Consider the following 25,789-nt stretch of genomic DNA (forward strand, 5'->3'; position numbering starts at 1 on the left):
GCAAGGTAATCAGGCATGTATCGCGCCTTAACACGCGACATAGAAGTTGTCGTAGAGCCATTCTATCTGGAGGAGCAATCCGATCCGGACGACGATCGCTATGTTTGGGGATACCGCATCGTCATCTCCAATCATTCGAAGATGTCCGTCAAATTGGTGACGCGCTACTGGCACATCACCGATATGAACGGTATCGTGGATGAGGTGACGGGGCCAGGCGTCGTTGGCGAGCAGCCGCATCTCAACCCCGGCGACACCTATGAATACTCATCGGGCTGCCCGCTGGACACGCCTTCAGGCATGATGTTCGGCCATTACCAGATGGAGACGGACGACGGGGAACAGTTCCATGTCAAGATCCCCGCCTTCTCTCTCGATACGCCCAATCTGCTGCGCACGCTGAACTGAGCTCCGTCAGGCCGCGTTTACCTCAGCCACTTCGAAGCGGTAGGTGGTCGAGCAGAATTCGCAGGTGACGGCGATTTCACCGTTCTCCTGGCTGGCCTCGATCTCCTCGGCCGAAAAACCCTGCAACACACCCTTCAGCTTGTCGCGCGAGCAGGAACAGCGGTCAAAAACCGCCTTCGGCTCATAGACCCGCACACCGCGCTCATGGAAGAGGCGGAACAGCAGGCGTTCGGTGCCGACAAGTGGATCCGTCAATTCATCGGCGTCGATGGTCTCCACGAGGCTGCGTGCTTCGGCCCAAGCATCGTCCTCGACATGATTGCCGATGAGCTCGTCGCCGTCACCGCCGTGCAGATCCGGCAGGCGCATGCGCTCCGGTGCCTCGGGCAGGAATTGCGCGATCAGCCCACCCGCCCGCCAGCGATGACGCGGCTTGCCGTTCTCATCACGGTCGAAGAGCTCTGCAGCACCAAGGCGTACACGCGTCGGGATTTGCTCCGACTGGCGGAAATAGGTGCCGGCAATGTCCTCGAGCGAAGCCCCGTCAAGAGCAACGATGCCTTGATAGGGCTGGCTGTAGCGGCCCTGATCGATCGTAAAGGCAAGAACGCCCTTGCCGAGCAGCTGCTCCGGCTCGGTGCGGCCTTCGGCAACAGCCTTTGCCAGTGCCTCTTCGTTGAAGCGCGCATAGGCGCGGACATTTTCAGGCGTCGAAAAATCGGCGACCAGCAGGTCGACCGGGCCGTCGCCCTTCGTCTGTACGGTGAACTTGCCTTCGAACTTCAGCGACGTGCCGAGCAGAACCGTGAGAACGATAGCCTCGGCCAAAAGGCGAGCCACCGGCGTCGGATAATCATGCCGGGCAAGGATTGCATCCAACAACGGACCAAGCTGCACGGCACGGCCGCGCACATCGAGCCCTTCGACCTGGAAGGGCACAACGTGATCGTCACCGGCAAAATCGAACTGACCCAGCGAGGCTGCATTTTCGGCCATTGCCTTACTCCTACTGCGCCCGCGCTCTCAAACGCGGCTTCCTATCCTCAGATTGCGCCCAGGCACCAAGCAAGAATCGACTTTTGCGCATGAAGGCGGTTTTCCGCCTCATCGAAAACAACGGATTGCGGGCCATCGATCACCTCGTCCGTCACTTCCTCCCCACGGTGAGCGGGCAGGCAATGCATGAACAACGCGTCTTTGCCGGCCTGTGCCATCAAAGCCTTGTTGACCTGATAGGGCTGGAAGACGTTGTGACCGCGAGCCCGGTGTTCCTGATTCATGGAAACCCAGGTATCGGTTACCACGCAATCGACGCCGGCGACCGCACGGTCTGCATCATGCGAGAGCATGATTTCGGCGCCCTCGTTGCGGGCCCAGTTCAGATAGTGATCCTTCGGCTCGGAACCAAGGGGTACCGCCATGTTCATGCGATAGCCGAAACGCGCGGCGCCTTCGATCAGCGAATGCAGCACATTGTTGCCGTCGCCGGTCCAGGCAACGGTCTTGCCCTTGATCGGACCGCGATGTTCCTCGAAGGTCATGATATCGGCCATGATCTGGCAGGGATGCGTATCGTCGGTCAGCGCATTGATGACGGGAACCGTCGCATGCTCCGCCAGCTCCAGCAGGCGCGAATGATCGGTCGTGCGGATCATGATCGCATCGACGTAGCGCGACAATACTTTCGCCGTGTCACCGATCGTCTCGGCGCGGCCGAGCTGCATCTCGGTTCCCGACAGGAACAGCGTCTCGCCGCCGAGCTGGCGCATGCCGACGTCGAAGGATACGCGTGTGCGGGTGGAAGGCTTCTCGAAGATCATCGCAAGCATCTTGCCGGCGAGCGGCTTGTCGGCCGTGCCGGCCTTCAGTGCCTGCTTTCGCACGATCGCATCATCGATGATGTTGCGCAGATCGGCGGCTGCTACGGCCGAGAGGTCGAGAAAGTGTTTCGGAGAAGCCATGTCCTTACCTGTACTCCAGAAAAAACAATAACGCCCGCGTGGGGCACGAACGCCCCGACTGCGGGCGCTGAATTCAAGCTGATTTCTTGACGCGAACGGCGCGCGCGCGCTCTGCGGCGCGCTCGATACGGGCAAGGCCTTCGCGCGCTTCCTCGGCGGTGACGATCAGCGGCGGCAACAGACGGATGACGTTATCGCCAGCCGGGACACCAAGCAGATGTTCGGCGCGGATCGCCTGCAAGAGGTCCGCCTGCGGGATAGCCGCCTTGATGCCAAGCATGAGGCCTTCGCCACGAATATCCTCGATGATATCCGGGAAGCGATCCTTGAGCGAGGCGAGGCCCTGGCGGAAGACCAGTGCGATATCGCGCACATGTTCCAGGAAACCATCGGCCAGCACGATATCAAGCACCGCATTGCCGACTGCCATAGCCAGCGGATTGCCGCCATAGGTCGATCCATGCGTGCCGGCCTTCATGCCGGAAGCCGCTTCGGCCGTTGCCAGGCATGCGCCGAGCGGAAAGCCGCCGCCGATACCCTTTGCGACCGCCATGATATCGGGCTTGATACCAGCCCATTCGTGGGCAAAGAGCTTGCCGGTACGACCGACGCCGGACTGCACCTCGTCGAGAACCAGCAACAGGCCGTGCTCGTCGCAGATCTGGCGGAGACCACGCAGGAATTCATTGGTCGCCGGGCGGATACCACCCTCGCCCTGCACCGGCTCTATCAGGATAGCGCCCGTCGCCTCGGTAATGGCTGCGCGCACGGCATCGAGATCACCGAACGGTACCTGATCGAAGCCGGGAGCCTTCGGACCGAAGCCTTCGATATATTTTTCCTGGCCGCCGGCCGCGATCGTCGCGATGGTGCGGCCATGGAAGGCACCTTCGAAGGTGATGATATGAAACTTCTCAGGATGCCCCTTGGCGAACTGATAACGCCGCGCCGTCTTGATGGCGCATTCCAACGCTTCGGCACCCGAATTCGTAAAGAACACCTTGTCGGCGAAAGTGGCTTCCGTCAGCCGCTTCGACAGCTTTTCCTGGCCAGGCACCTCGTAGAGGTTGGACAGATGCCAAACCTTGTCAGCCTGCGCCTTCAGCTCGGCGACAAGATGGGGATGAGCATGACCGAGCGAATTGACCGCCACGCCGGCTGCAAAATCGAGATAGCGTTCACCGCTTTCAGTGATCAACCATACGCCTTCGCCTCGCTCGAACCGCAGCGGAGCTCGCATGTAGGTATCATAAAGCGGCGCGGTCTCGGCCATGGCCATATCTCCTCGATCACAACTTTAAGGACCAATCGCTTCGTTTTTACGAAAGGGGTCCGAAAAAATCAAAAATGCCGCCTTGCGGCGGCCCGGTCACTATTGTTGTTTTGCACCGCGATGTCAACAAAACTGGCGCTTTAGCAGGTGCGAGAAAGTGCTTGCGCGCAAAAGGGATACGTTCGGCGCCGCATATTGCAGAAATGCCACGCCCGGACAGCAAGTTGGGGAAAACCTCGAAATCGATTCCTCAAGATTCCCGCGACTCTTGTCACGGAGTCTGCCTCACACTAGGTTAAAAACCAATTGCTAGACTGCATGCGGCGGAACTAGTCACCACAATTTTAGAGCGTTTCGTGCCTCGATCCCCATGCGAGGCAATGGTGAGGGATTCTGCCATCGGAAACGCGACAGCGGAGACAGGGCATGAATTGGACAGACGAACGCGTCGAGAAGCTGAAAAAGCTATGGTCCGAAGGGTTGAGCGCCAGCCAGATCGCGGCACAGCTCGGTGGCGTCAGCCGTAACGCCGTTATCGGCAAGGTGCATCGCTTGAACCTTCCCGGCCGAGCGAAGGCTGGCGGTACGACGGCGGCGGCTCGCACGCCGAAGCGCAGCGCCACGGCGCCGCGGGCTTCGAACTATCAGGCGCGCGTCGCAACCCGCACGGTTACCCGCCAGCAGGGCGCAACCATGCTGAAGGAAGAGGTCGAGATCGATACGGTCAACGAGATCCAGTATCGCCCGGCTGCCAATGTGGTCGTTCCAATCTCCCGGCGCCTCGGCCTGACGGAGCTGACGGAGCGCACCTGCAAGTGGCCGGTCGGCGATCCCCTGAAGGACGATTTCCACTTCTGCGGCAACGAGAGCCCGGATTCATCGCCCTACTGCACCTACCATCAGCGCCTGGCCTACCAGCCGGTGCATGAACGGCGCAGGCCAGCTCAGCGCGCGGCTGAGACACTTCATCACTGAGATAAAGAAACGGGCCCTTTGGGGCCCGTTTTCTGTTTCCGCCGCGACTGCATAATTCCTTAAATCGGAACCGATTTGAGGGAAAATTATGCAGAATTCTAAGATATTACAGCGACCTTAACGCGTCTTGAAAGACGCGTGGCGCTGTAATGTTGAGTGCCTGATCGGGTATTCCCGCTCAGGCCTCCATGGAGTAGCCCGCGCCGCGAACGGTGCGGATGACATCCTGCATATTGGAGAAGTTGAGCGCCTTGCGCAGGCGACCGACATGCACGTCGACCGTGCGTTCGTCGACATAGATATCATGCCCCCACACGCCGTCGAGCAGTTGCGAGCGCGAGAAGACGCGGCCCGGCGAGGACATCAGGAATTCCAGAAGACGGAATTCGGTCGGTCCCAGCCGCACTTCGCGGCTCTTGCGGTGAACGCGGTGCGTCTCGCGGTCCAGCTCGATATCGCCACAACGCAACACCGTGGAGAGAACCTCCGGACGGGCGCGCCGCAGCATCGCCTTGACGCGAGCCATCAGCTCGGGTGTCGAGAACGGCTTGACGACGTAATCGTCCGCGCCAGTGGAAAGACCGCGCACGCGCTCGCTTTCCTCGCCGCGGGCCGTCAGCATGATGATCGGCAGGCGCTCCGTCTCCGGCCGCATGCGCAGCCGGCGGCAGAGCTCGATGCCGGATACACCGGGGAGCATCCAGTCGAGGATCAGAAGATCGGGAATGCGCTCCTGGAGACGCAACTCGGCTTCATCGCCTCTGAGGATCGTGTCGACCTCGAAGCCTTCGGCCTCGAGATTGTAGCGCAGCAGAACGCTGAGCGCTTCCTCGTCTTCTACAACAGCAACTCTCGGAACCATGCGCCTATGGTCTCCTTTCTTCGCTTTCGGATTATTCCGTCACTGCGCCGACGGTATTGGCGGTATCGTCCTTCGGGCGCTCGCCTTCGGGCTGAGCACCCGTCGCCATGTAATAGATCGTCTCGGCGATGTTGGTGGCATGGTCGCCGATGCGCTCGATGTTCTTGGCGCAGAAGAGAAGATGCGTGCAGGTGGTGATGTTGCGCGGATCTTCCATCATGTAGGTCAGCATCTCGCGGAAGAGCGAGGTGTACATCGCGTCGATTTCCTCGTCGCGTTCGCGGATCGACACGGCCTTGTCCGGCGAGCGTGTGGCGTAGACGTCGAGGACTTCCTTGAGCTGGCTAAGCGCCAATTCGGAAAGGTGCTCGATGCCACGAGCCAGGCGACGCGGAACGCCCGTACCCTGCACGGCGATGACGCGCTTGGCGGTGTTCTTGCCGAGGTCGCCGACGCGCTCCAGATCGGAAGCGATACGGATCGAACCCATGATCTCGCGCAGGTCGGCAGCCATCGGCTGACGACGGGCGATGGTGACGATGGCCTTGTCGCCGACTTCCCGCTCGGCATGATCGAGGATGACGTCGTCGGAGATGACCTTCTGCGCAAGACCAGTGTCGCTCTGGACCAGCGCCCGAACGCTGTCGCTGACCATTTGCTCGGCCAGGCCGCCCATTTCCGCAATACGGCGCGTCAGGAACTTCAGGTCTTCGTCATAGGCAGAGAGAATGTGAGTGGAGACCATTTTTCTATCCTCAAGGTGAACTGTGTGAAAGGAGCCGCGCGCACGGCATCATCAACCAAAACGGCCCATGATGTAATCCTGCGTGCGGAAATCGTCGGGATTGGTGAACATCTTATCGGTATCGTTCTCCTCGACCAGATGGCCGAGATGAAACATTGCGGTACGTTGCGACACGCGGGCTGCCTGCTGCATGGAATGCGTGACGATGACGATGGTGAAGTTTTCGCGCAGCTCGTGGATCAGATCCTCGACCTTGGCGGTGGCAATGGGATCGAGCGCCGAACAGGGCTCGTCCATCAGAATGACCTCCGGGCTGACCGCGACGGCACGGGCGATGCACAGGCGCTGCTGCTGACCGCCCGAGAGGCTCGTGCCGGCATCATGCAGCCGATCCTTCACCTCACCCCACAGACCGGCCTTCTGCAGGCTGGTTTCGACGATATGCTCGAGATCAGCTTTCGAGCGATGCAGACCATGGATGCGAGGGCCATAGGCTACGTTCTCATAGATCGACTTCGGGAACGGATTGGGCTTCTGGAAGACCATGCCGACCCGCGCGCGCAGCTCCACAACATCAATGTTGTTGTCGTAGACATCCTGATCGTCGAGCGTGATCTTGCCGGTGACGCGGCAGGTCTCGATCGTATCGTTCATGCGATTGAGGCAACGCAGGAAGGTGGATTTGCCGCAGCCCGAAGGACCGATCAACGCCGTAACCGTATTGGCACGGATGTTCAGGTTGACGTCGAAGAGCGCACGCTTGTCGCCGTAGAAGACGGACACGTCCTGGCCGATCATCTTGTAGGGGATCGTCGTCATCTTCCTGGCCAATGCTCTTTCACTTGCGGCTTCCGTCATCATGTTCATTCGATCGCCCTCCCCTACCAGCGCCGTTCGAAGCGGCGGCGCAGCAGGATCACGCCGATATTCATCGCAACGAGGAAGAAGAGCAGGACGATGATCGCCCCGGAGGTTCGTTCGACGAACGCCCGTTCGGCTTCACTCGCCCACATGTAGATTTGCACCGGCAGCGCCGTCGAAGGATCGAGCGGCGATGCCGGGTAGTTGGCAACGAAGGCGACCATGCCGATCAGGAGCAGCGGCGCCGTCTCGCCGAGTGCATGCGCCAGTCCGAGGATGGTGCCCGTCAATATGCCGGGCATGGCGAGCGGCAGGACGTGATGGAAGACCATCTGCATGCGCGAGGCACCGAGGCCAAGCGCTGCGCTGCGGATCGAGGGCGGCACCGCTCGCAATGCCGAACGTGTGGCGATGATGATCATCGGCAACGTCATCAGGCTCAGCACCAGGCCGCCAACCAGCGAGGCCGAGCGCGGCAGGCCCATCATGTTGATGAAGACCGAAAGCCCGAGCAATCCGTAAACGATCGAGGGCACGGCCGCCAGATTGTTGATGTTGACCTCAATGAGGTCCGTCAGCCGGTTCTTCGGCGCGAATTCCTCCAGATAGATCGACGCAGCGACGCCAACGGGAAGCGCCAGAACCAGCACCGTCAGCATCAGATAGAGTGAGCCGATCAGTGCGACGCCGAGTCCGGCAGCCTCAGGGCGGCTTGAGTTGCCCGACACAAACAGGCCGCTGTTGAAGGCTTCGTGCAGAGCGCCGCTCGCAGTCAGCTGCTTCATCCAGCCGAGCTGCCGGTCCGACACCTTGCGATCCTTCTCATCAACCGTCAGGTCGATCTGTCCCTTGTTGGCGGAATCGATGTTGGCGCTCGCGAGGACGGTGAGGTTTTGCGTCGTCCCCACGATCGACGGATTGGCGGTCACCTTGTCACGCAGCACGATCCTGGCGCCATCCGACACCATGGCGGTTGCCTCGCGCACGAGCGCACGGTTGGAAGGGTCGATATCAAGCGCTTTTACCAGGGCATCGCGGATCAGGACCGGATAGTTGGCGACCATCAGCACCTTCGGGTCGCTGGCGCGCTTGCCCGTGGGGTCGATGACCTTCTCGGTGAACTCGATCGGCAAGGTGATCGACGTCTGCACGAAGGCCGTATAGCCGTTTCGAACCACGGTCGACACAAGCGCCAAAAGGAAGACGAGGCCGAAGACGACAGCAGCGAGGCCATAGGCACGAAAGCGGCGTTCGGCGGCATAACGGCGCCTGATGCCGATATCGCGTCGCACAGGCGCGCCGGGCGCCAGTCCACGCGGAATAGTCTGTGACGAGGAGGATACGACGCCGCTCATTCGTACTGCTCCCTGTAGCGGCGGACGATGTAGAGCGCGTAGACGTTCAGGCAGAGGGTCAGGCAGAACAGCGTTATGCCGAGCGCGAAGGCGACCAGGGTCTGCGGCGAGGTGAACTCCAGATCGCCGGTCAGCTGATTGACGATCTTCACTGTCACCGTCGTCATGGGCTCGAAGGGATCGAGCTGCATGCGGGCGGCAACGCCTGCCGCCAGCACGACGATCATCGTTTCGCCAACCGCCCGTGATGCCGTCATCAGCAGCGCACCGACGATGCCCGGAAGTGCCGCCGGCAACAGGACGCGTTTCACCGTCTCGGATCGCGTGGCGCCCAGACCGAGCGAACCGTCACGCAGCGAGCGCGGCACGGCCATGATGATATCGTCCGACAGCGAGGAGACGTAAGGGATCAGCATGACACCCATGACGAAGCCGGCGGTCAGCACGCTCTGCGCCTCAATGAAGCTTCGATAGCTTCCCGTCATCAGACCATTGATCTCGGCCGAGATGTCCCTGAGGAAAGGCCCGACCGTGACGAGGGCAAAAAAGCCGTAGACGATGGTGGGAATGCCGGCCAGCACTTCCAGCATGGGTTTGGCAATGGAGCGCACACGGGTCGATGCATATTCCGCCATGTAAATTGCGGCGAACAATCCGATCGGTACGGCAAACAGCATAGCGACCAAGCCGATATAGATCGTGCCGGCCAGCAACGGGATCAGGCCGAAGGTGCCCGATGTCTGTGAGCCGGCACCGGTAAAGCGCGGATCCCAGACCGTGCCGAAAAAGAATTCGCTGGCGGGCACCATGCTGAAGAAACGGGCCGCTTCCGAGAGCATCGAAACGACAATGCCAACCGTCGTCAGCACCGCGATGGAGGATGCGACGATCAGGGCGCCGAGAATGACCTGCTCGACGCGGTTGCGGGCGCGAAAGCGCAAGGCGATGGCGCGCAGACCATGGATTGCACAAAGCAATGACAGCAGGATCGCCGATGCGGACATCACTGTCCGGCTGACCTCGCGCATGCCGTTATACTTGTTGGCGGCGTCGATCATATAGCCCGTCGGGCGAACCGCGAGCGGCACGCCCTTCTGCGCCAGAAGCAATTGCAGGTCGGCCGAGCCACCGTCGACGGCGGCGAGCTCCTGATCATCGAGAAGGCGCATGCCGTGGGCGATGCTGCGCACCATGCCGTAGCTGAGATTGAGCTCTGCCGCCGGGAGGCTCTTCACCTCCTCCGGAAACGACTTGATCACCAGCCGATCAATGACGATCGGGCTGACGATCAGCCAGACGCAGACGAGCGCCAAAGCCGGCAGAACCGCCCAGATCGCGGCATAGGCGCCATGATAGCCAAGCCGGGAATGCATCGACGAAGATCTGCCGTCGGATAGCGCAGTCGCCCTCACACGCCCAAGCACGAAGGCAAGGGCGCCGATGACCGACAGGCACAACAACAGCAGCGATACGCTCATTCCCACTCCCCGGCAAACGCCGGTGCGGATGCAACCCGCACCGACGCAATCTCAATGCACTTACATGATCTTCCCGTTGGCGAAGTCCTTGCGGATCTGGTCGCGCTCGCTATCCGGAGCAGGCACAAGGCCATATTCCGCCAGCGGGCTGTCCGGTCCGATCATCTGATCGCTCGTGAAGAAGTCGACATATTCCTTCAGGCCCGGGATGACGCCCAGATGTGCCTTCTTGACGTAGAAGAACAGCGGACGCGACACCGGATAGGTGCCGTCTGCAATCGTCTGGCCCGACGGCACGATGCCGCTGACGGTCGCGACTTTCAGCTTGTCGGCATTGTTCTGGAAGAAGTAGAGGCCGAAAACGCCGATGCCGTGCTTGTTGGCGTCGATGCGAGCCAGCGTCTCGGGGTAGTCGCCGTCGATATCGACGGCAACGCCATCCTTGCGCACGGCAACGCATTTCTTGGCCTGTTGGCCGGCATCTGAAACCGTCGCCTTGATGACGTCTGCCGCGCCGGAAGCCTTGCAGCCGGCCGCCAAAACCTTCTCTTCGAAGACTTCACGCGTGCCATGCTTCTCGCCCGGGATATAGGCCGCTATTTCGAAATCAGGCAGCGCCGGATTGATCTGCGACCACTTCTTGTAAGGGTTTGCAACCAGCTTGCCGTCAACCACCACCTCGGCGGCGAGCGCCTTGTAGAGATCGACAGGTTCGAACTTGATATCCGGATTGCTCTTGTCGAAGGCGAAGACGATGCCGTCATAGCCGATCTTGACCTGCTGGATATCGGCAACACCGGCAGCCTTGCAGGCCTCGACTTCGCTATCCTTGATCGGGCGCGATGAATTGGCGACATCGATGGAGTCCGTGCCGACGCCCTTGCAGAATTCCTTCAGTCCGGCGCCAGAACCACCCGACTCGACGACCGGCGTCTTGAAATTGGTAAAGGTCTCGCCGAAGCTTTCTGCAACGATCTTCGCATACGGGAAAACAGTAGACGAGCCAGCGATTTGAATCTGATCGCGAGCCGCGGCGACACCAGCAAAAGCGGTCGACGCAACCATTGCAAGAATGAATAGTTTCAAAGCATTCATAATGAATCCCCCTGGCAAGCTTTGAAGAGCGCTGCGACGAATGCCACATCCGCCAGTTTCAGCATCTCTTTTCTACTGACCAAGCACCGCCCTTTTATGTCAGGCGAGTGAAACAATTATGACAAGCTATCCATTTGAAATACATGAGATAAAACACGCCAAAAACGGGCGATTCACAGAGGCTTTCAGAAACGGACCGTGAAGTCCGTTCCCTTGCCGACTTCCGACTTGACGATCAGCCTGGCGCGATGGCGCGTCAGAATGTGCTTGACGATGGCAAGCCCCAGGCCCGTACCCTTCTTGGAACGGCTGTCCTCAACGTTAACGCGATAGAAGCGCTCGGTCAGGCGCGGCACATGTTCCGCGGGTATCCCCGGACCCTTGTCCGAGATGATGACCTCGACCGCCTGGCCCGGCTCGTTCAGCAGCGAGACTTCGACTGACTTGCCCTCCTGGCCATATTTGCAGGCATTCTCGATGAGATTCTCAAAGACCTGCACCAGTTCATCCCGGTCACCCAGCACCTCGACCTTGCCGGAGGGAACATTCAGATTGATCGTCACATCGAGATCGCCGGCAAGCGGCAGCAACGAGTCCCGTACATGGCCGAGCAGCGGCACGAGATCGACCTTCTGATCCGGTGCGAGATGCGATTTCAGCTCCAATCGGGATAGAGACAGAAGGTCGTCGACAAGCCGGCTCATGCGCGTGGTCTGATCGAACATGATGCCAAGGAAGCGCTGCTGCGCCTTGATATCCGATTTCGCCGGACCCTGGATGGTTTCGATGAAGCCGCGCAACGAGGCAAGCGGCGTGCGCAGCTCATGGCTGGCATTGGCAACGAAATCGGAACGCATGCGATCGATATGCCGAAGCTCCGAAATATCGCGGAACGACAGCAGGAAAAAGGAGCCCAGCTCGGCGTCGGATGGCGGCAGGTCGACTGGCGCGATGCGCACGATATAGACGCGCTCGGAAGGCAGGCGCTCGGAATGCTCGATCTGGTTTGGCGTGTTGGTCGCGATCGTCTCGCGCACCATGTCGAGCAGGCCGGGGGAGCGCAGCTTCGACGAAATATGGGCTCCGATCGGAAAGGCGCCGAAGGCCTTTTCGACGGCGGTGTTCTGCACCAGCACCGATGCCTCGCGGTCGATGATCAGTACCGGAATGTCGAGCGCGGCCAAGCCTGCGAAGACGGTATTGAGCAGGACGCCCGAATCGGCCGGTTCACGCTCGGCCTGCGACGGCACGACGATCCGCTCCACCAGCGGCGGGCGGATCAGCGCGACGATGACCACGATAGCCCAGATCCAGAACACGGCGCCGGTATTGATGTTTTCCATGAGCGCGAGTGCGGCGATCAGCGTCGCCAAAATCAGGATGGCACTCTCCTGCCGCAGCCGTACTGCCAATTTCCTGACAAATGACCATTCGTCTTCCAACTGCGCCCGTCCCTTCGCCTGCCATCATGGAATGCTGGATTCCGCCTATTAGCCGGGATTCATGACAGAAGTATTCGGCTCCATCCACAGAAGCCGCCAACTCACAGCAATAAATATAGCCGGCAAATGAGGCGAACAGCAAAGGGGTTGAAACTATTGAATAAAAGCCCCAGTTTGCCTGAGGAGCTTTTTTTGCCGCGTCAAAGCGGTGAGATTAACGGAACGTAAACAACCGAGGAGCCGGGGATATATGGGAGAGGAAGCCAAGAGCCGCGCGGTGAAGCTGGACATCCATGGCACCAAGCGCATGTTCGATGTCGATGACCCCGTACTGCCAAGCTGGATCGACGACGAGGCACTGACCTCGGGCGACTATCCCTACAAGAAGAAGCTCAAGGAAGAGGATTATCTGGAAGAGCTGGAAAAGCTGCAGATCGAACTCATCAAGGTGCAGTTCTGGCTGCAGGCGACCGGCAAACGGGTAATGGCAGTGTTTGAAGGGCGAGACGCGGCCGGCAAGGGCGGCTCGATTGCCGCAACATCGGCGCATATGAACCCTCGCCTCGCACGCGTCGTGGCATTGACCAAGCCGACGGACCGCGAAGCGGGACAATGGTACTTCCAGCGTTATGTCGCGCAATTTCCGACGGCCGGCGAATTCGTTCTGTTCGATCGCTCATGGTACAACCGCGCCGGCGTCGAGCCGGTCATGGGCTTCTGCACGCCGAAACAATACGAGCAGTTCCTGAAGCAGGCGCCGCAGATGGAAAAGCTCATCGTCCAGGACGGCATCTACTTCTTCAAATTCTATCTCGATATCGGCAGAGAGATGCAATTGAAGCGTTTCCACGACCGGTGCCACGATCCGCGTGCCGTCTGGAAACTATCCTCCATGGATATCGCCGCCCTGCCGAAGTGGAAGGATTACGGCGAAAAGCGCGATCGCATGCTGAAGGATACGCACACCGATTATGCGCCATGGACCGTCGTGCGCGCCAATGACAAGCGTCGTGCTCGCCTGAACCTTATCCGCCACATCCTGCTGGCGCTCGATTATGACGGCAAGGACAAGAAGGCCATCGGCGAAATCGACGACAAGATCCTCGGCACGGGATCGGACTTTCTGAAATAGAAGGCAGCAGCCCGGGCCTATTGCCCGGGCAGGACGCGGATGGCGTAGACGTTGACGCCGCGGGCCTTGCCGTCCAGATCGCTATTGATGATCAGACGGCCGGGGCTCGTCGGCGCTAGCGACCGATCGAAACGAACCTGGAACAACGCATCCGTCTTCTGACGGCTGACCGTGAAGCGGTGACGCCCACAGCTGCCGAGCGAACCGAAATCGCACTCCACGGTAATCTGCGTCGGCGCGTCGGAGGTCGATTGCAATGTGAGCGCGACCGTCGAAGGCTTGCCGGCCATCTGCTGCAGCACGGTGACCGGCACTTCGACGGAGGCATTGCCGTCAGAGCCGCTGCTAAGCGAGGTCAGCCGCACGGCCGGCCCTTCGTTCTCCGAGACATTCTCAGCCTTCGCCTGCGTACTGGTCGTAACCTTCGAGGCTTCGGTCGGCTTCAGCACTTCGATCCACTCTTCGGAAAACCTGTTCTGCGGATCGATGGTCGCCAGCCCCGGATTGACCGGACCGCTATTGTCGTCATCCGCCGTGTCGTCGTCGGCATTATCACCGCTGAAGTCCTGCGAATCGACATGGGCCGGGGGATTGCGGACGCTCGTATCCCTTTGCGCCGCCGACATCAGCACGCCCGAGGTCTTGATCCACCAGGCGCCAACACCAAGGAAGGCGAGCAGGATGCAAAAGACCAGCAGGCGTGAGAAGAATTTGCGCGGCTTGCGGCGAACGGCAGCACGCTCCGGTTTGAAATTCATCGATCGGGTGTTTGCCGGTGCGGCTGCCGCTACCGGTCGCATGTCGCTATCGGCACCGAGATGATCGGCCGGGCCTGCACGCATATCGCCGAAATCACCCGCCGATGCCGGAGGTTCGGAGGCCTCTGATTCCACGGAAGCGGCGGTGGGAGCGGAAAGGGGCGGATCGCGGGTTTCGCCGCTCACGCTCATGACCGGCTCTTGCCGCTGCACCGGCTGCTGGGGCACGGGGCGCGCTGCGCTCGGAGAGACATGCGGCGCGCCAAGCTCGGGCGAAACGGATAGGTTCTCCGCCGGGCGAGTGCGCTCCTGCGCCTCGATCTCGCGGATTGTTTCCTCCAGCCGCTGGCGCTGCGCGGAGACGACATTGATATCAGTAATATCCTGCTTGCGGAGGCCGGCTTCCAGAGCCTGCCGTGCCGATTGATAGATACGAGCCCGGATTTCCGGATTGGCGCGATCGGACCGGTCCAACGCGCTTCTGATAGCCGTTTCTAATCCGCTCACATCAGGTCCTTTACTCTCACTCGCAACATACCTGCAGACTCTACCGACAAGACGGCCAAGGTCTTTATCATTCGTTAACCGGATTCGGTAACGCCCTGTCCGTCAATACGCAAGCCTTCGACCAAAGCCACAGGCACTCGGGCGGGGATAAATGTCAAAGACGACACAATTGCGATGGCTGAATGGTGGTCCGGTAGGGATGGCTTTCGCGAAGGTTGTGCAGGGGCGCAGTTCGCTATTGCCTCTTTCCAGCCATGTGGACATCTGCTAATTCTTTGACGTTTTCGTAAACGTCAAAGAAAGGGATGATGTTCATGGCCCTCCCCTCAATCCTGACCGAGCGCCTGCGGTTGCCGGTCGTGGCCTCGCCGCTGTTCATCATCTCGCATCCGGCGCTGACGCTGGCACAGTGCAAGGCGGGTGTCGTCGGATCGTTTCCTGCCCTGAACGCGCGCCCTGAAAGCCAGCTCGACGAGTGGCTCGCCATGATCACCGAGGATCTTGCAGCCTATAATGCCGCAAATCCCGAGCGTCCGGCAGCTCCATTTGCGGTTAATCAGATCGTCCATACGTCAAACAAGCGGCTGGAACACGATCTGATGCTTTGCGTGAAATACAAGGTGCCGATCGTCATTTCGTCGCTCGGCGCCGTGCCCGAGGTCAATGCGGCCGTGCATTCCTATGGCGGCATCGTGCTGCACGACATCATCAACAACCGTCACGCCAATTCGGCGATCCGCAAAGGCGCCGACGGGCTGATCGCCGTTGCCGTCGGGGCCGGCGGCCATGCCGGCCAGCTCTCGCCCTTCGCGCTGGTCCAGGAAATCCGCGAATGGTTCGACGGCCCGCTGCTGCTCGCTGGGGCCATCGCCACCGGTGGCGCCGTTCTGGCGGCCCAGGCAGCCGGCGCCGACATGGCCTATATCGGCTCGCCCTTCATCGCAACGCAAGAGGCCCGCGCCGTCGACGCCTACAAGCAGGCGATCGTCGATGGCACTGCTGCCGATATCGTCTATTCCAACTATTTTACCGGCATCCACGGCAACTATCTGAAGCCCTCCATCGTTGCCGCCGGGCTCGATCCCGACGAGCTCCCGGAAGCCGACCCTTCCAAAATGGACTTCGAAGCTGCCACGACCGGCGTCAAGGCATGGAAGGATATCTGGGGCTCCGGCCAGGGTATCGGTGCAGTCAAAGCCATCCAGCCCGTCGCCGCGCTTGTCGATCGGCTGGAGGCGGAATATCGCCAGGCGCGGGCGCGGCTGGCGCTTTGAACAGGCTGAAAACGGGCTGTTCTCCCACAGACTTTTCGCTTTTTTACCAAATGGCGATTTGGACGCTTGAAATCTGGCCGCATAGACTGTATCAGCGCCATGCAAATCGCGGGGCCAAATTGAACGCCCCTTGAATGCCGCTTTAGCTCAGGTGGTAGAGCACATCATTCGTAATGATGGGGTCGCAGGTTCGAGTCCTGCAAGCGGCACCATTCTTCAAAAAAGCCAACACAGAATGCACCACGCTGCGGTTGTTAATCACCCGTAACTCGGTGTTCATGGTTGCTTCATTGGCCAGGTGAAGTTTTGCTACGGTGCCAACCAATGATGACTGCTGTCGGAGGCTTTTATGAATTTCATGACGACAATCACTGCCATCGTTTATCTGGCAGCCACCGGGATGGCGTTGGCAGCTCCAACACATCTGCTCTGCAAGGGTGATGGCAGTGACACCGTCTATGTGCACTTGAATTCCAAGAAGCAGTTCGGCCATATCCTCAATTGTGTCGGCGGGCCGTTCATCACTGACATGACCGCTTGCGCACCCGATGGCGGCTATGGCCTGTCGGCTCCCAGCGGAACAGCGGCCCTGGTCGGCGTCGTCATGCGCCCGAAGGACTATCAGCGCCACCTTGGCGGCGTCACCGGGTTCACCCGACAGGGAGACGACGTGACCTTCACCGGAGGCGTCATGGGCTCAAACGGCCTGCAAACATCCTGGACCTTGAAGCTCGATGCGGAAGGCAATGCCGTCGTTCGCGACAAGGCCGGCTCGACACCCTATAAATGCGAGCCATACGCGCCTGCTGGCTCCAACTAAGCCTCTTCGGAATCAGCACGTGCGGCTGCTGATGCGCTCAGAGCCGCTTCAGGGAAAACGAGAAATGTCCCTGGGATTCCACGGTCAGGTATTCGAACTGCCAGTGGAAATCCTTGCAGAACTTGGTGCAGGCCTCGACCACGCCATAGGGCACGGCATCGACGACGTTGCCGGTGCAGAAGTCGTGACCGGCAATGCGTCCGGTCTGCTTGACCTTGGCGTGGCTGATCACCAACTCTTCCCAGGTGGTCTCGAAACTATGATTGGTATCGATATAGACCCAGTCGAAGAAGCCGTTGGGAAATTCGGCCAGCCTTACCGTTGAATAGCCTTGCATGATATGCAGCCGACCATTGTCCAGCTCATCCCTGAATTTCGTCTTGATCTGCGTCAGGCCATCCTGATAGCGGGGCGTGTCCCATGCATCGATCAGATAGAGCTCCCGCGGCACATTCTTTTCAAGAATCTCGCCGGTGAAATCGCCAAAGGCCGCGCCGATTTCCGCACCGATGCCGCCATGCGGCAAGCGATAAAGAAGTTCGCCGCGGTCGGGCAGCAATCGGGCGTTTTCCGTGTGATGCAGGCTGAGCTGCGTCTGCGGCAGAGCGCCCTTGTAGTAGAATCTCGAGTCGCGGGTGTTCATGTGCGGCGGATACCTTCGACGTTGCTGCAGCCCAAGCCGGATAAGCGATCTGCTTTGAAAAGCTTGTATGGCTGAATTCTTGCCATCCATGGCTTGCGTCAGGCATTCGAAACGAAAGACGCGGATCGAGAGCAAAGTACTGGCTTCTTTATGGGCAATCGTCGTTCGAATCTCGTCTTTCTGTGATAGTGGTTGAGACCGGTCGCGGAATCGGCGGCATCCTGTATTTTTCACCCGTGCTATCTATAGTTTCAAGGACATCATCATGATCCACGTTCTCGCGATCCTCACCGCTCTGCCCGGCAAGAGGGCCGAAGTGCTCGAAGCCTTCCAGGCCAATGTTCCGGCCGTGCATGCCGAAGATGGCTGCATCGAATATACGGCTGTTGTGGATGTGGAAGGCGCCGATCCGGCATTCGGGCCTGATACATTCGTCGTTGTCGAGAAGTGGGCAAGCATGGACGCCTTGAAGGCCCATGCCGCGGCGGCGCATATGGCCGCCTATGGCGAAAAAGTGAAACACCTTATGGCAGCCCGCGCCGTGCATGTGCTGAACCCGGCATGAGCCGGTGACTTCGAACAGCTGCTAATCGCCAAGTAAGCGGCGCCGAAAGGCGCCGTTTTGCATATCGGTGGCATGCTCAGTTATGAGAGAAATGCGGCTGGCTATGCCATCTGTGCCAGCCCCCGCCGCCATGCCAACCGCCACCGCCGTGCCAGCCGCCACCGCGCCAGCCGTGACCATACCCGCCGCCATACCATCTGTGGCCGCCATACCAGCCGCGATGATAGTGGTTACCCCAGCCATAGAATGCGAAAGGCACGAAGGGCTGGTAGTAATCGTCATAATAATAGGGGCGGTAGTAGCCATAAGGCCGATAGTAGTAAGGCCGGTAGTAATGATGGTAATGCCGATGGACGATCACCGTATGATGGTGATACACGCGGTGATGTGGGCGCGCTTCGACATGGGTTGCGGGTAGAATGATTACGCCAAGCGCGATGAGCGCTGTTGCCAGAATTTTCATTTCCAGCCTCCTTCGATGCCGGACACCAAGGCGGCTCATTCATCCGCACTTGTCCGGACCGATAAGGTAAACGCGGTTGCGGTCCGATAGTTCCAAAACATCCGGAGATGGCGACGTATTTTCCGGAGGCTCGAGCTTCATCGCCAAGCCTGAAATAGGCCGTGGGTATCGAAGGGGCAGATGCTCCACCCAGAGATCGATACCGCCACTGGCTCAATAGGAAACGGCGCCAGAAGGCGCGTTTTGCAGGTCGGATAGTTAGTTGTCAGTTATGCGAGAAATGCGGCTTGCTGTGATACCGCCTGTCCCAGCGATGATGATGGTCCCAACCGTGATGGCGGTCCCAGCCATGATCGTGGCGGTGATGCTCAACCATCACCGGGCCATGATGGTGCCAGCGATGATAATCACGAGCTTCGGCATAGGTTGCGGGCAAAGCAAGAATGCCCAGCGCGACGAGCGCCGTTGCCAAAATTTTCATTTCAATCTCCTTGGGTGCCGGACGAGATCTTGGGGGGCTTAAAATTTTCGTACGTCCGGACTAACGTAACGTATCTAAACGCGAAGATGGCGTGATGGTTCCGCCTATCCACGCGTGGGGACATATTTTCGGGAGGCTCCCGCCTCCACCATCAGCTCGCGGACTGCCTGCTGGATCAACCGGCAGGCCTCGATCGACGCTTTGCGGCTATTGTGGGCGATATGATAGGACAATGGCAGGATCTGATCGGGGTCGACGATTCTCACCTTGTCCGAAATCGGCATGGCGCTGACGCGGCCGAGAAACGAGACGTAGCCGTGATTGGCGACAAGGTCGACGATGACGGGCAGCGAATCGGCCGAGGTGATGTCGCGACCGCGAAACCGCCGCCGATCATGACTGTCATAGCCGAAGGCCGTCGCCGCGTTGCCGATGCCGGTGCGCGGGCTCGGCACGCAGAGCGGATGATTTTCCACCAGCGCGGCAAAGGTTTCCTCCTTGCTGTCGGGCGGGGCGATCGCCACCATGTCCGTCGCGACCAGCTCCATATGCTCGAAGGCATCGAGGCCGAAGACGGAATCGACGATGGCGACATCGATGCGGCCGGATCGGAGCGCCTCGCGCAGATCGTCGGCGGTCATCAGCATCAGCGACAGCATGTTGCGGTTGCCGCCGATGTTCCAGCGCGACACCAGGCTTGCCAGCGAGCGTGCGACCCAGCTTTCGGACCCGGTGGGAATGATCGAGCCGATGCGCACGGCACGGGCGGTCCGCTGGAAGCGTTCGTCCGCCGCCGCCTTCATCTCGTCCCATGCCTGGGCGATGCCGGCAAGAATGGTGTGAACCTCCTGGCCCGCCTCGGTCAGCACCGATCCCTGTGCCTGGCGCTCGAACAGGCGACAGCCGAACAGTTCCTCCAGGTTGGCGATCTGCAATGAAAGCTGCGGCTGACCCAAGCGCAGGCGGCGGGCGGCGCGATTGATGCTGCCCTGATCGGCCACCTCAAGGAAACGCTCGATGGTGGCAATCTTCAGCGACAGACGCGCGGCCCATTGGTCATATCCATCCGGTGGGGGCGGCTCCTTCACCAGGAGCGACAGCTGGCGAATGCCGGCAAGAACCGGCTGCAGCGCCTTCTGCACCTTCGAGCTGGCCAAGAGCGTTGCGAGCTCGCCGGAAGCGCGTTCGACCAGCTTCAGTGCCAACTCCGTTTCGAGACGGCGAAGCGCGCTGGAGACGGTGGAGGCCGAAAAGGAAAGCCGGCGAGCGGTCTCCCTTACCGAGCCGATGGAAAATACCATGTCGGCTATGAACAATGCGCCGAGATACAAGCCGTTCTTCCTTCCAAGCCGAGTGCGCGCCCTTAGTGCGGACGCGGCGGCGCCGATGATATCCGGACGATATGACGTGTTCTCGAAAAAAGATATCCCTAAGAACTAAGGCGACCGCTATCGTTTTTTCGTCGCCTAACTGATCCAGACACCAAAATGAGATCGGAACAGCGTCAAACGGGTAAGGGGAACAAAAACAAACGCACTTGCCCCCGAAAAAAGAAATCCAATTTCGCGCGAATGTCGAGTACGCTCGTCATAATCGCGCGACTGCAGCGGGAAACCGAAGCGCCATCGATTTTTCCGATGCGTGCGCTTAACCCGAAGCAGCCACAAATTCGCCTGTGGGTCGCCGACCCGCACGAAAACCTGCGTGTCCGGACAGTGGCCCTGAGGCGGCTCGGGCATGCAGGGCAAAGATTTAACGGGGTACAAAGGGAAACATCATGTTCAAGAAGCTTGCACTTGCCGCCACGCTGACGGCGCTTCTCGCCAGCGGTGCCAGCGCCGCCGACGTCGTCGTCTCCTCCAAGATCGACACTGAAGGCACCCTGCTCGGCAACATCATCCTGGCCGCACTCAATGCCAACGGCATCAAGGCGCAGGATCGCATCGCGCTCGGCACGACGCCGGTTGTGCGCAAGGCAATTACCGCCGGTGAAATCGACATCTATGCCGAATATACCGGCAATGCCGGCTTCTTCTTCAACAAGGCCGACGACGCGGCCTGGAAGAACCTGCAGCAGGGCTACGACCTCGCCAAGAAGCTGGATTATGACGCCAACAAGATCGTCTGGCTGACGCCTTCGCCCGCCAACAACACCTGGGCGATCGCCGTGCGCAGCGATGTTGCCGGCCCGGCCAACCTCAAGACCATGTCCGATTTCGGCAAATGGGTTGCCGGCGGCGGCGCGGCCAAGCTTGTGGCCTCCTCCGAATTCGTCAACTCCCCGGCAGCACTTCCCGCCTTCGAGACGACCTATAGCTTCAAGCTGAAGCCGGATCAGGAAATCGTGCTTTCCGGCGGCGACACCGCGGCCACGATCAAGGCTGCGGCCGACCAGACCAACGGCGCCAACACGGCTATGGTCTATGGCACCGACGGCGCCATCGAGGCTGCTGAACTGACGGTTCTCGAAGACGACAAGAGCGTGCAGCCGGTCTATGCACCGACGCCGATCGTCCGCGAAGCCGTGCTGAAAGCCAATCCGAAGATCGAAGAAGTTCTGGCTCCGATCTTCAAGGGCCTGACCGCCGATGTGCTGCGCAAGCTCAACGGCCGCATCCAGGTGGACGGCGAGCCGGCCAAGGCTGTCGCTGAATCCTACCTCAAGGACAATGGCTTCCTGAAGTAAGCTTGATCACTGCTCCCGCGGCTCCATTTCGATCCATGGAGCGCGGGACCTCGAATGGGCATGATCTTGTCCGAACCCGCCTTGAATTTTGGGCTCATGCGCTGACGGAGCTTGCCTTATGGAAGATGCGCTAACAGTCCGCAGATTGGACCGTCTCGGAGTGGTGCTGGTGGCTGGGGGCGCGCTGGCTCTCACCTGGATGCCGTTCATCATCGTCAAGGCAAACCGCATCGCCGCTGGCAAGCCGCAATTGCTGACGCAGCTTCTCGGCCAACCCTCGGCAATATGCCTGCTTGTCCTTCTTGTGGCAGCCGCGCTCGCAGCGCTTTTCCTGCATAACCAACTCATCCGCCTCGGCATCGCCACGCTTGCGATCGCCGTGCTGATCGTCACGCTCGGATTGGTTTCGACGGCTGCGACACCAACGGGAAGCACCGTGGCACGCATTACGCCCGGCGGCTGCTTCTGGGTGCTGCTCGCCGTTGTCGGCCTGATGATCTCGGATGCGCTGGTGAAGCTGCGGCTGACGCCTTGGCTCAGGGTCGCCGCACTGGCGCTCTATGCCGCGCTGCTCTTCGCCATCCTGCGCTCCGGCCTGCTCGACAACCTGTCGATCATGAAGGAATACGCCAACAATGCCGATAAGTTCTGGCGCGAGGCGCTCGGCCATGTGTTCCTGTCGCTCGGTTCCGTTGCCATCGCCATCGTGCTTGCCCTGCCGCTCGGCATCTTTTGTTTTTGGCAGCCACGGCTGCGTGCCGTGGTCTTGCGGGCATTGAGCCTGGTGCAGACCATCCCAAGCTTGGCCCTCTTCGGCATTCTGATGCTGCCGCTCGGCTATATCGCCGCCCATGTGCCCTTCGCCGCCGATATCGGCATCAAGGGCATCGGCGTCGCGCCGGCGCTGGTGGCCCTCGTCATTTATTCGCTACTGCCAATCGTCGCCAATACAGTCGTCGGTCTTACCGGTGTCGATCCGTCCGTGCGCGATTCTGCCGCCGGCATGGGCCTGACACGCCGGCAGATCCTGACCGGTGTCGATCTGCCGCTCGCTTTTCCGGTCATCCTAACCGGCATCCGCATCGTGCTGGTGCAGGCGATCGGCCTCGTAACAGTTGCAGCGCTCATCGGCGGCGGCGGTTTCGGCCTCTTCATTTTCCAGGGCATCGGCCAGACGGCCAATGATCTGGTGCTGCTCGGCGCGGTGCCGACTGTCATTCTCGCCTTTTCATCGGCCGTCATCCTCGATGCGGTCATCGACAGCATTCGGGGACAACGCACATGACCAACATGATCGAGTTGAATGGCGTTACCAAGCGCTACGGCGCCGCCACCGTGGTCGACGACGTCAGCATGAGCATGGAGAAGGGCACGATCACAGTCATCGTCGGCACCTCCGGCTCCGGCAAGTCGACGCTGATGCGGATGATCAACCGGCTGGTACCGATATCCAAGGGCCAGATCTTCGTTGGCGGCGAGGATATCATGAGCGTGCAGGCGACGGAGCTTCGCCGCCGCATCGGCTACGCCATCCAGGGCCATGGGCTGTTCCCGCACCGCACCGTCGCGCAGAACATCGCCACCGTGCCCGAGCTTCTCGGCTGGGACAAGGCACGGATCGACGGCCGCGTCGAAGAGCTCCTCAATCTCTTCCGCCTCGACCCCGGCACCTTTGCCGCCAAATATCCGAGCCAGCTTTCCGGTGGCCAGCAGCAGCGTGTCGGTGTTGCCCGTGCCCTTGCCGCCGAGCCGGAGGTGCTGCTGATGGACGAGCCCTTCGGCGCGCTCGACCCTGTCATCCGCGGCAAGGCGCAGGACGATCTGCTCGCCATCCAGAAGCAGTTCGGCACGACGGTCATTCTCGTCACCCACGACATGGACGAAGCCTTCCATCTCGGTGACAAGATCGCCGTCATGAGCGGCGGCAAATTGCTGCAATGTTCCGAGCCCGAAAAAATCCTGACCGAGCCGGCCGATCCCTTCGTTCAGCAATTGACCGGTACGTCCGACCGCGCGCTGAAGCTGATGTCGCTGCTGCCGCTAAAGGACAGCATGCAGCCTCCGAGGGCCGGCCTCGGCTATAGCCTGCCGCAAACCCTCAATCTGCGCGATGCCCTGGCCGAGCTCATCTGGCAGGGCGCGGATGAGGCTTCCGTCGAGGATGAGCGCAAGGTGTCCGTCGGCTCGATCTCGATCCAGCATCTGATCGAACTGGGTCGCAAAGCATGAGATTTTTTGCCGCCAATCTCTTCCGCCTCCTGGCACTGGCGCTGCTGCTGGTGATGCTCTTCCGCCCGGAATGGCTGACACCTGTTCTGGCGCCGCTGACCAAATTCGGCGCGTCGCCGATCTATACGCAGAACAGCCTGCCGAGCCTGGCCCTCTCCCATCTCGAGCTCATCATCGTCTCGATAGCAGCGAGCGGGATACTGGCCGTTCTCGGCGGCATCTTCGTTACCCGCCCTATGGGGGCCGACTTCCTGCCGCTGTCGCGCGCGATCGCCAATGCCGGCCAGACATTTCCTCCCGTCGCGGTGCTGGCACTGGCCATTTCCACCACCGGCTTCGGTGCGGTGCCGACATTCATCGCGCTCTTTCTCTATGCCCTGTTGCCGATCTTCGAAAATACCGTCGCCGGCTTGCAACAGGTGCCGGCCTCCGTTCTCGATGCCGCCGACGGCATGGGCATGAACGGCTGGCAGCGGCTGTTCCGGGTCGAGCTGCCGCTCGCCCTGCCGCTGATCATCGAAGGGCTGAAGATCGCCACCGTCATCAATATCGGCACGGCAACGATCGGCTCCACCGTCGCAGCCAAGGGCCTTGGCGAAGTCATTATCGCCGGGCTGATCAACGATAACACCGCCTTCATCCTGCAAGGTGGCCTGATCGTCGGCCTTATGGCGGTGCTGATCTATGACGGCATGGAAATGATCGAACATTCCATAACCCGCAAGATCGGCCTGCAGCCTCATTGACGCTCAGACGTGTCGTCTTACCGAATCGCAAGCAGCGGCATCTGAAACTTGCTAGTCTTCCTCGAGGGCGTCCAGCGATGCTCCCGGGAGATAAAGCGAGATCGGCCTGATTTCATAAACGGCGGTCGGGTTGACGCGGCGCAGATCGCGCGCCATTTCCACGGCCGCTTCCAGAGTCGGGAAATCCACCACATAAAAGCCGAGCAGTTGCTCCTTGGTTTCCGCAAACGGGCCGTCGACAACCATGCCCGCGCCCTTGCCGCGCAAGGTCACTGCGCCCTGTGTCGCACCAAGGCGGGCAGCCGGCCCGAGCGACTTTTGCTTGACGAGACGATCATTGATCTGAAGCAGATCGGCCATCAGTGCCGCGTCCTCTTCCTCGCTCCAGGATTTGACGATTCCCTCTTCGTGATAGGCCAGAATGGCAAAATACATAGGCTCTCCCTCTTCGAACACGCATCAGCTTCGGCCGGTCCAGCCGTTTCCTCACCGCGCGGGATTGTAAGCAGACTGACCGAAATTCAGAAGCCCTCAGATTAAGCTATCATCTCTCCCATGCTTGCCATCAACCCGTGGCCGATGGCATGGACTGCATATTCAGATGATCCAAGGAGGCGCCGATGGCCAAGATGATTCACTCGATGATCCGCGTGCTCGACGAGGCACGTTCGGTCGACTTCTACGAAAAGGCGTTCGGGTTGGAGGTTGCCGACCGCATCGCCTTCGAAACCTTCACGCTTGTCTATCTCCGCAATGCCGAAACCGGCTTCGAGCTTGAATTGACGGTAAATCAGGGCCGCAGCGAGGCTTACGCGCTCGGTGAGGCCTATGGCCATCTTGCGGTTTCGGTCTCAGAACTGAAGGATGAGCACGCGCGCATGACCTCGCTCGGGCTCAATCCCGGCAAGATCGTCGAACTCAATCGCGATGGGAAGCTGTTCGCCCTACTGTTCTTCGTCGCCGATCCCGATGGCTACAAGATCGAGGTTGTGCAAAGACATGGGCGGTTTCAGTAAAACCACTCAAACCG

Annotated in this window: 27 protein-coding genes and 1 tRNA gene; 12 read left to right on the plus strand and 16 right to left on the minus strand. The window is 60.1% G+C overall.

Annotation, left to right across the window (positions count from 1 at the left end):
• Positions 1–15 precede the first annotated feature (15 nt).
• Entirely contained in the window at positions 16–408 is a 393-nt protein-coding gene (gene apaG, locus BSK43_RS06715; RefSeq protein WP_077468627.1) for a Co2+/Mg2+ efflux protein ApaG, read from the plus strand.
• Between the two features lie 6 nt (positions 409–414).
• On the opposite strand, the gene BSK43_RS06720 is transcribed toward apaG, so the two are convergent.
• The 3 genes from BSK43_RS06720 to BSK43_RS06730 form a co-directional block, all read right to left on the minus strand.
• Entirely contained in the window at positions 415–1,404 is a 990-nt protein-coding gene (locus BSK43_RS06720; protein WP_068397403.1) for an Hsp33 family molecular chaperone, read from the minus strand.
• 47 nt (positions 1,405–1,451) lie between these two features.
• Positions 1,452–2,369 (minus strand): ornithine carbamoyltransferase, encoded by a 918-nt coding sequence (gene argF / locus BSK43_RS06725; protein WP_068397404.1) that lies wholly within the window; start codon positions 2,367–2,369, stop codon positions 1,452–1,454.
• Between the two features lie 73 nt (positions 2,370–2,442).
• Positions 2,443–3,642 (minus strand): aspartate aminotransferase family protein, encoded by a 1,200-nt coding sequence (locus BSK43_RS06730; RefSeq protein WP_077468626.1) that lies wholly within the window; start codon positions 3,640–3,642, stop codon positions 2,443–2,445.
• 426 nt (positions 3,643–4,068) lie between these two features.
• Between BSK43_RS06730 and BSK43_RS06740 the strand changes: the two genes are divergently transcribed.
• The gene (locus tag BSK43_RS06740; RefSeq protein WP_077468625.1) at positions 4,069–4,617 is read left to right on the plus strand and encodes a GcrA family cell cycle regulator; all 549 of its coding nucleotides are present in this window, start codon (positions 4,069–4,071) and stop codon (positions 4,615–4,617) included.
• Between the two features lie 178 nt (positions 4,618–4,795).
• Here the strand turns inward: BSK43_RS06740 and phoB are convergent, their stop codons facing one another.
• From phoB to phoR, 7 genes are all read right to left on the minus strand, one after another.
• Positions 4,796–5,479 carry a phosphate regulon transcriptional regulator PhoB gene (gene phoB / locus BSK43_RS06745; RefSeq protein ID WP_004128368.1) on the minus strand — a complete coding sequence of 228 codons (684 nt, stop codon included), beginning with the start codon at positions 5,477–5,479 and terminating at the stop codon, positions 4,796–4,798.
• Between the two features lie 31 nt (positions 5,480–5,510).
• Positions 5,511–6,224, minus strand: coding sequence for a phosphate signaling complex protein PhoU (phoU, locus tag BSK43_RS06750; protein ID WP_077468624.1), 714 nt, complete (start codon positions 6,222–6,224; stop codon positions 5,511–5,513).
• A 51-nt stretch (positions 6,225–6,275) separates the two neighbouring features.
• Positions 6,276–7,091 (minus strand): phosphate ABC transporter ATP-binding protein PstB, encoded by an 816-nt coding sequence (gene pstB / locus BSK43_RS06755; RefSeq protein WP_077468623.1) that lies wholly within the window; start codon positions 7,089–7,091, stop codon positions 6,276–6,278.
• A gap of 14 nt (positions 7,092–7,105) precedes the next feature.
• Complete coding sequence (gene pstA, locus BSK43_RS06760) at positions 7,106–8,440, minus strand: phosphate ABC transporter permease PstA (protein WP_077468622.1); 1,335 nt, start codon at positions 8,438–8,440, stop codon at positions 7,106–7,108.
• The gene (gene pstC, locus BSK43_RS06765; protein ID WP_077468621.1) at positions 8,437–9,918 is read right to left on the minus strand and encodes a phosphate ABC transporter permease subunit PstC; all 1,482 of its coding nucleotides are present in this window, start codon (positions 9,916–9,918) and stop codon (positions 8,437–8,439) included. The genes pstA and pstC overlap by 4 nt, the downstream gene beginning before the upstream one ends.
• 60 nt (positions 9,919–9,978) lie before the next feature.
• Positions 9,979–11,013 (minus strand): substrate-binding domain-containing protein, encoded by a 1,035-nt coding sequence (locus BSK43_RS06770; protein ID WP_077468620.1) that lies wholly within the window; start codon positions 11,011–11,013, stop codon positions 9,979–9,981.
• A 185-nt stretch (positions 11,014–11,198) separates the two neighbouring features.
• Entirely contained in the window at positions 11,199–12,425 is a 1,227-nt protein-coding gene (gene phoR / locus BSK43_RS06775) for a phosphate regulon sensor histidine kinase PhoR (RefSeq protein WP_246662508.1), read from the minus strand.
• 280 nt (positions 12,426–12,705) lie between these two features.
• Between phoR and ppk2 the strand changes: the two genes are divergently transcribed.
• Positions 12,706–13,587, plus strand: coding sequence for a polyphosphate kinase 2 (gene ppk2, locus BSK43_RS06780; protein ID WP_077468618.1), 882 nt, complete (start codon positions 12,706–12,708; stop codon positions 13,585–13,587).
• Positions 13,588–13,604: 17 nt separating this feature from the next.
• Here the strand turns inward: ppk2 and BSK43_RS06785 are convergent, their stop codons facing one another.
• Positions 13,605–14,852 (minus strand): hypothetical protein, encoded by a 1,248-nt coding sequence (locus BSK43_RS06785; protein ID WP_077468617.1) that lies wholly within the window; start codon positions 14,850–14,852, stop codon positions 13,605–13,607.
• A 314-nt stretch (positions 14,853–15,166) separates the two neighbouring features.
• Here BSK43_RS06785 and BSK43_RS06790 point away from each other — a divergent pair, with 314 nt between their 5' ends.
• From BSK43_RS06790 to BSK43_RS06800, 3 genes are all read left to right on the plus strand, one after another.
• The gene (locus BSK43_RS06790; RefSeq protein ID WP_077468743.1) at positions 15,167–16,126 is read left to right on the plus strand and encodes a nitronate monooxygenase family protein; all 960 of its coding nucleotides are present in this window, start codon (positions 15,167–15,169) and stop codon (positions 16,124–16,126) included.
• 136 nt (positions 16,127–16,262) lie between these two features.
• Positions 16,263–16,338 (plus strand) — tRNA-Thr (locus tag BSK43_RS06795).
• Positions 16,339–16,484: 146 nt separating this feature from the next.
• Positions 16,485–16,946 carry a hypothetical protein gene (locus BSK43_RS06800; protein WP_136686786.1) on the plus strand — a complete coding sequence of 154 codons (462 nt, stop codon included), beginning with the start codon at positions 16,485–16,487 and terminating at the stop codon, positions 16,944–16,946.
• A 37-nt stretch (positions 16,947–16,983) separates the two neighbouring features.
• On the opposite strand, the gene BSK43_RS06805 is transcribed toward BSK43_RS06800, so the two are convergent.
• The gene (locus BSK43_RS06805; protein WP_077468742.1) at positions 16,984–17,589 is read right to left on the minus strand and encodes a class I SAM-dependent methyltransferase; all 606 of its coding nucleotides are present in this window, start codon (positions 17,587–17,589) and stop codon (positions 16,984–16,986) included.
• A gap of 265 nt (positions 17,590–17,854) precedes the next feature.
• On the opposite strand from BSK43_RS06805, the gene BSK43_RS06810 reads away from it, so the two are divergent.
• Positions 17,855–18,154, plus strand: a complete 300-nt coding sequence (locus BSK43_RS06810; RefSeq protein ID WP_068397432.1) for a putative quinol monooxygenase — start codon at positions 17,855–17,857, stop codon at positions 18,152–18,154.
• A 76-nt stretch (positions 18,155–18,230) separates the two neighbouring features.
• Here BSK43_RS06810 and BSK43_RS06815 read toward each other — a convergent pair whose 3' ends face one another.
• The 3 genes from BSK43_RS06815 to BSK43_RS06825 all read right to left on the minus strand — a co-directional run bounded on the left by BSK43_RS06815 (position 18,231) and on the right by BSK43_RS06825 (position 20,429).
• Positions 18,231–18,617: a hypothetical protein gene (locus BSK43_RS06815; protein ID WP_077468615.1), complete on the minus strand. Its 387-nt coding sequence runs from the start codon at positions 18,615–18,617 to the stop codon at positions 18,231–18,233.
• A gap of 265 nt (positions 18,618–18,882) precedes the next feature.
• Entirely contained in the window at positions 18,883–19,098 is a 216-nt protein-coding gene (locus BSK43_RS06820; protein ID WP_077468614.1) for a hypothetical protein, read from the minus strand.
• Positions 19,099–19,202: 104 nt separating this feature from the next.
• On the minus strand, positions 19,203–20,429 hold the full coding sequence (locus BSK43_RS06825; RefSeq protein WP_077468613.1) for a LysR family transcriptional regulator: 1,227 nt from the start codon (positions 20,427–20,429) through the stop codon (positions 19,203–19,205).
• A gap of 446 nt (positions 20,430–20,875) precedes the next feature.
• On the opposite strand from BSK43_RS06825, the gene BSK43_RS06830 reads away from it, so the two are divergent.
• The 4 genes from BSK43_RS06830 to BSK43_RS06845 all read left to right on the plus strand — a co-directional run bounded on the left by BSK43_RS06830 (position 20,876) and on the right by BSK43_RS06845 (position 24,759).
• A complete protein-coding gene (locus BSK43_RS06830; RefSeq protein ID WP_068397439.1) occupies positions 20,876–21,784 on the plus strand; it encodes an ABC transporter substrate-binding protein in 909 nt (302 codons plus the stop codon).
• Between the two features lie 118 nt (positions 21,785–21,902).
• Positions 21,903–23,069, plus strand: a complete 1,167-nt coding sequence (locus BSK43_RS06835; protein ID WP_077468612.1) for an ABC transporter permease — start codon at positions 21,903–21,905, stop codon at positions 23,067–23,069.
• A gap of 5 nt (positions 23,070–23,074) precedes the next feature.
• A complete protein-coding gene (locus BSK43_RS06840; RefSeq protein WP_246662518.1) occupies positions 23,075–24,013 on the plus strand; it encodes an ABC transporter ATP-binding protein in 939 nt (312 codons plus the stop codon).
• The gene (locus BSK43_RS06845; protein ID WP_077468610.1) at positions 24,010–24,759 is read left to right on the plus strand and encodes an ABC transporter permease; all 750 of its coding nucleotides are present in this window, start codon (positions 24,010–24,012) and stop codon (positions 24,757–24,759) included. Before BSK43_RS06840 ends, BSK43_RS06845 begins: the two co-directional genes overlap by 4 nt.
• Positions 24,760–24,810: 51 nt before the next feature.
• Here BSK43_RS06845 and BSK43_RS06850 read toward each other — a convergent pair whose 3' ends face one another.
• Entirely contained in the window at positions 24,811–25,194 is a 384-nt protein-coding gene (locus tag BSK43_RS06850) for a YciI family protein (RefSeq protein ID WP_077468609.1), read from the minus strand.
• A 185-nt stretch (positions 25,195–25,379) separates the two neighbouring features.
• Between BSK43_RS06850 and BSK43_RS06855 the strand changes: the two genes are divergently transcribed.
• Positions 25,380–25,775 carry a VOC family protein gene (locus tag BSK43_RS06855; protein ID WP_077468608.1) on the plus strand — a complete coding sequence of 132 codons (396 nt, stop codon included), beginning with the start codon at positions 25,380–25,382 and terminating at the stop codon, positions 25,773–25,775.
• The last annotated feature ends 14 nt before the right edge of the window (positions 25,776–25,789 follow it).

The organism is Rhizobium sp. P44RR-XXIV, assembly GCF_001999485.2.
In the GTDB taxonomy this organism is placed as follows: Bacteria; Pseudomonadota; Alphaproteobacteria; order Rhizobiales; family Rhizobiaceae; genus Rhizobium.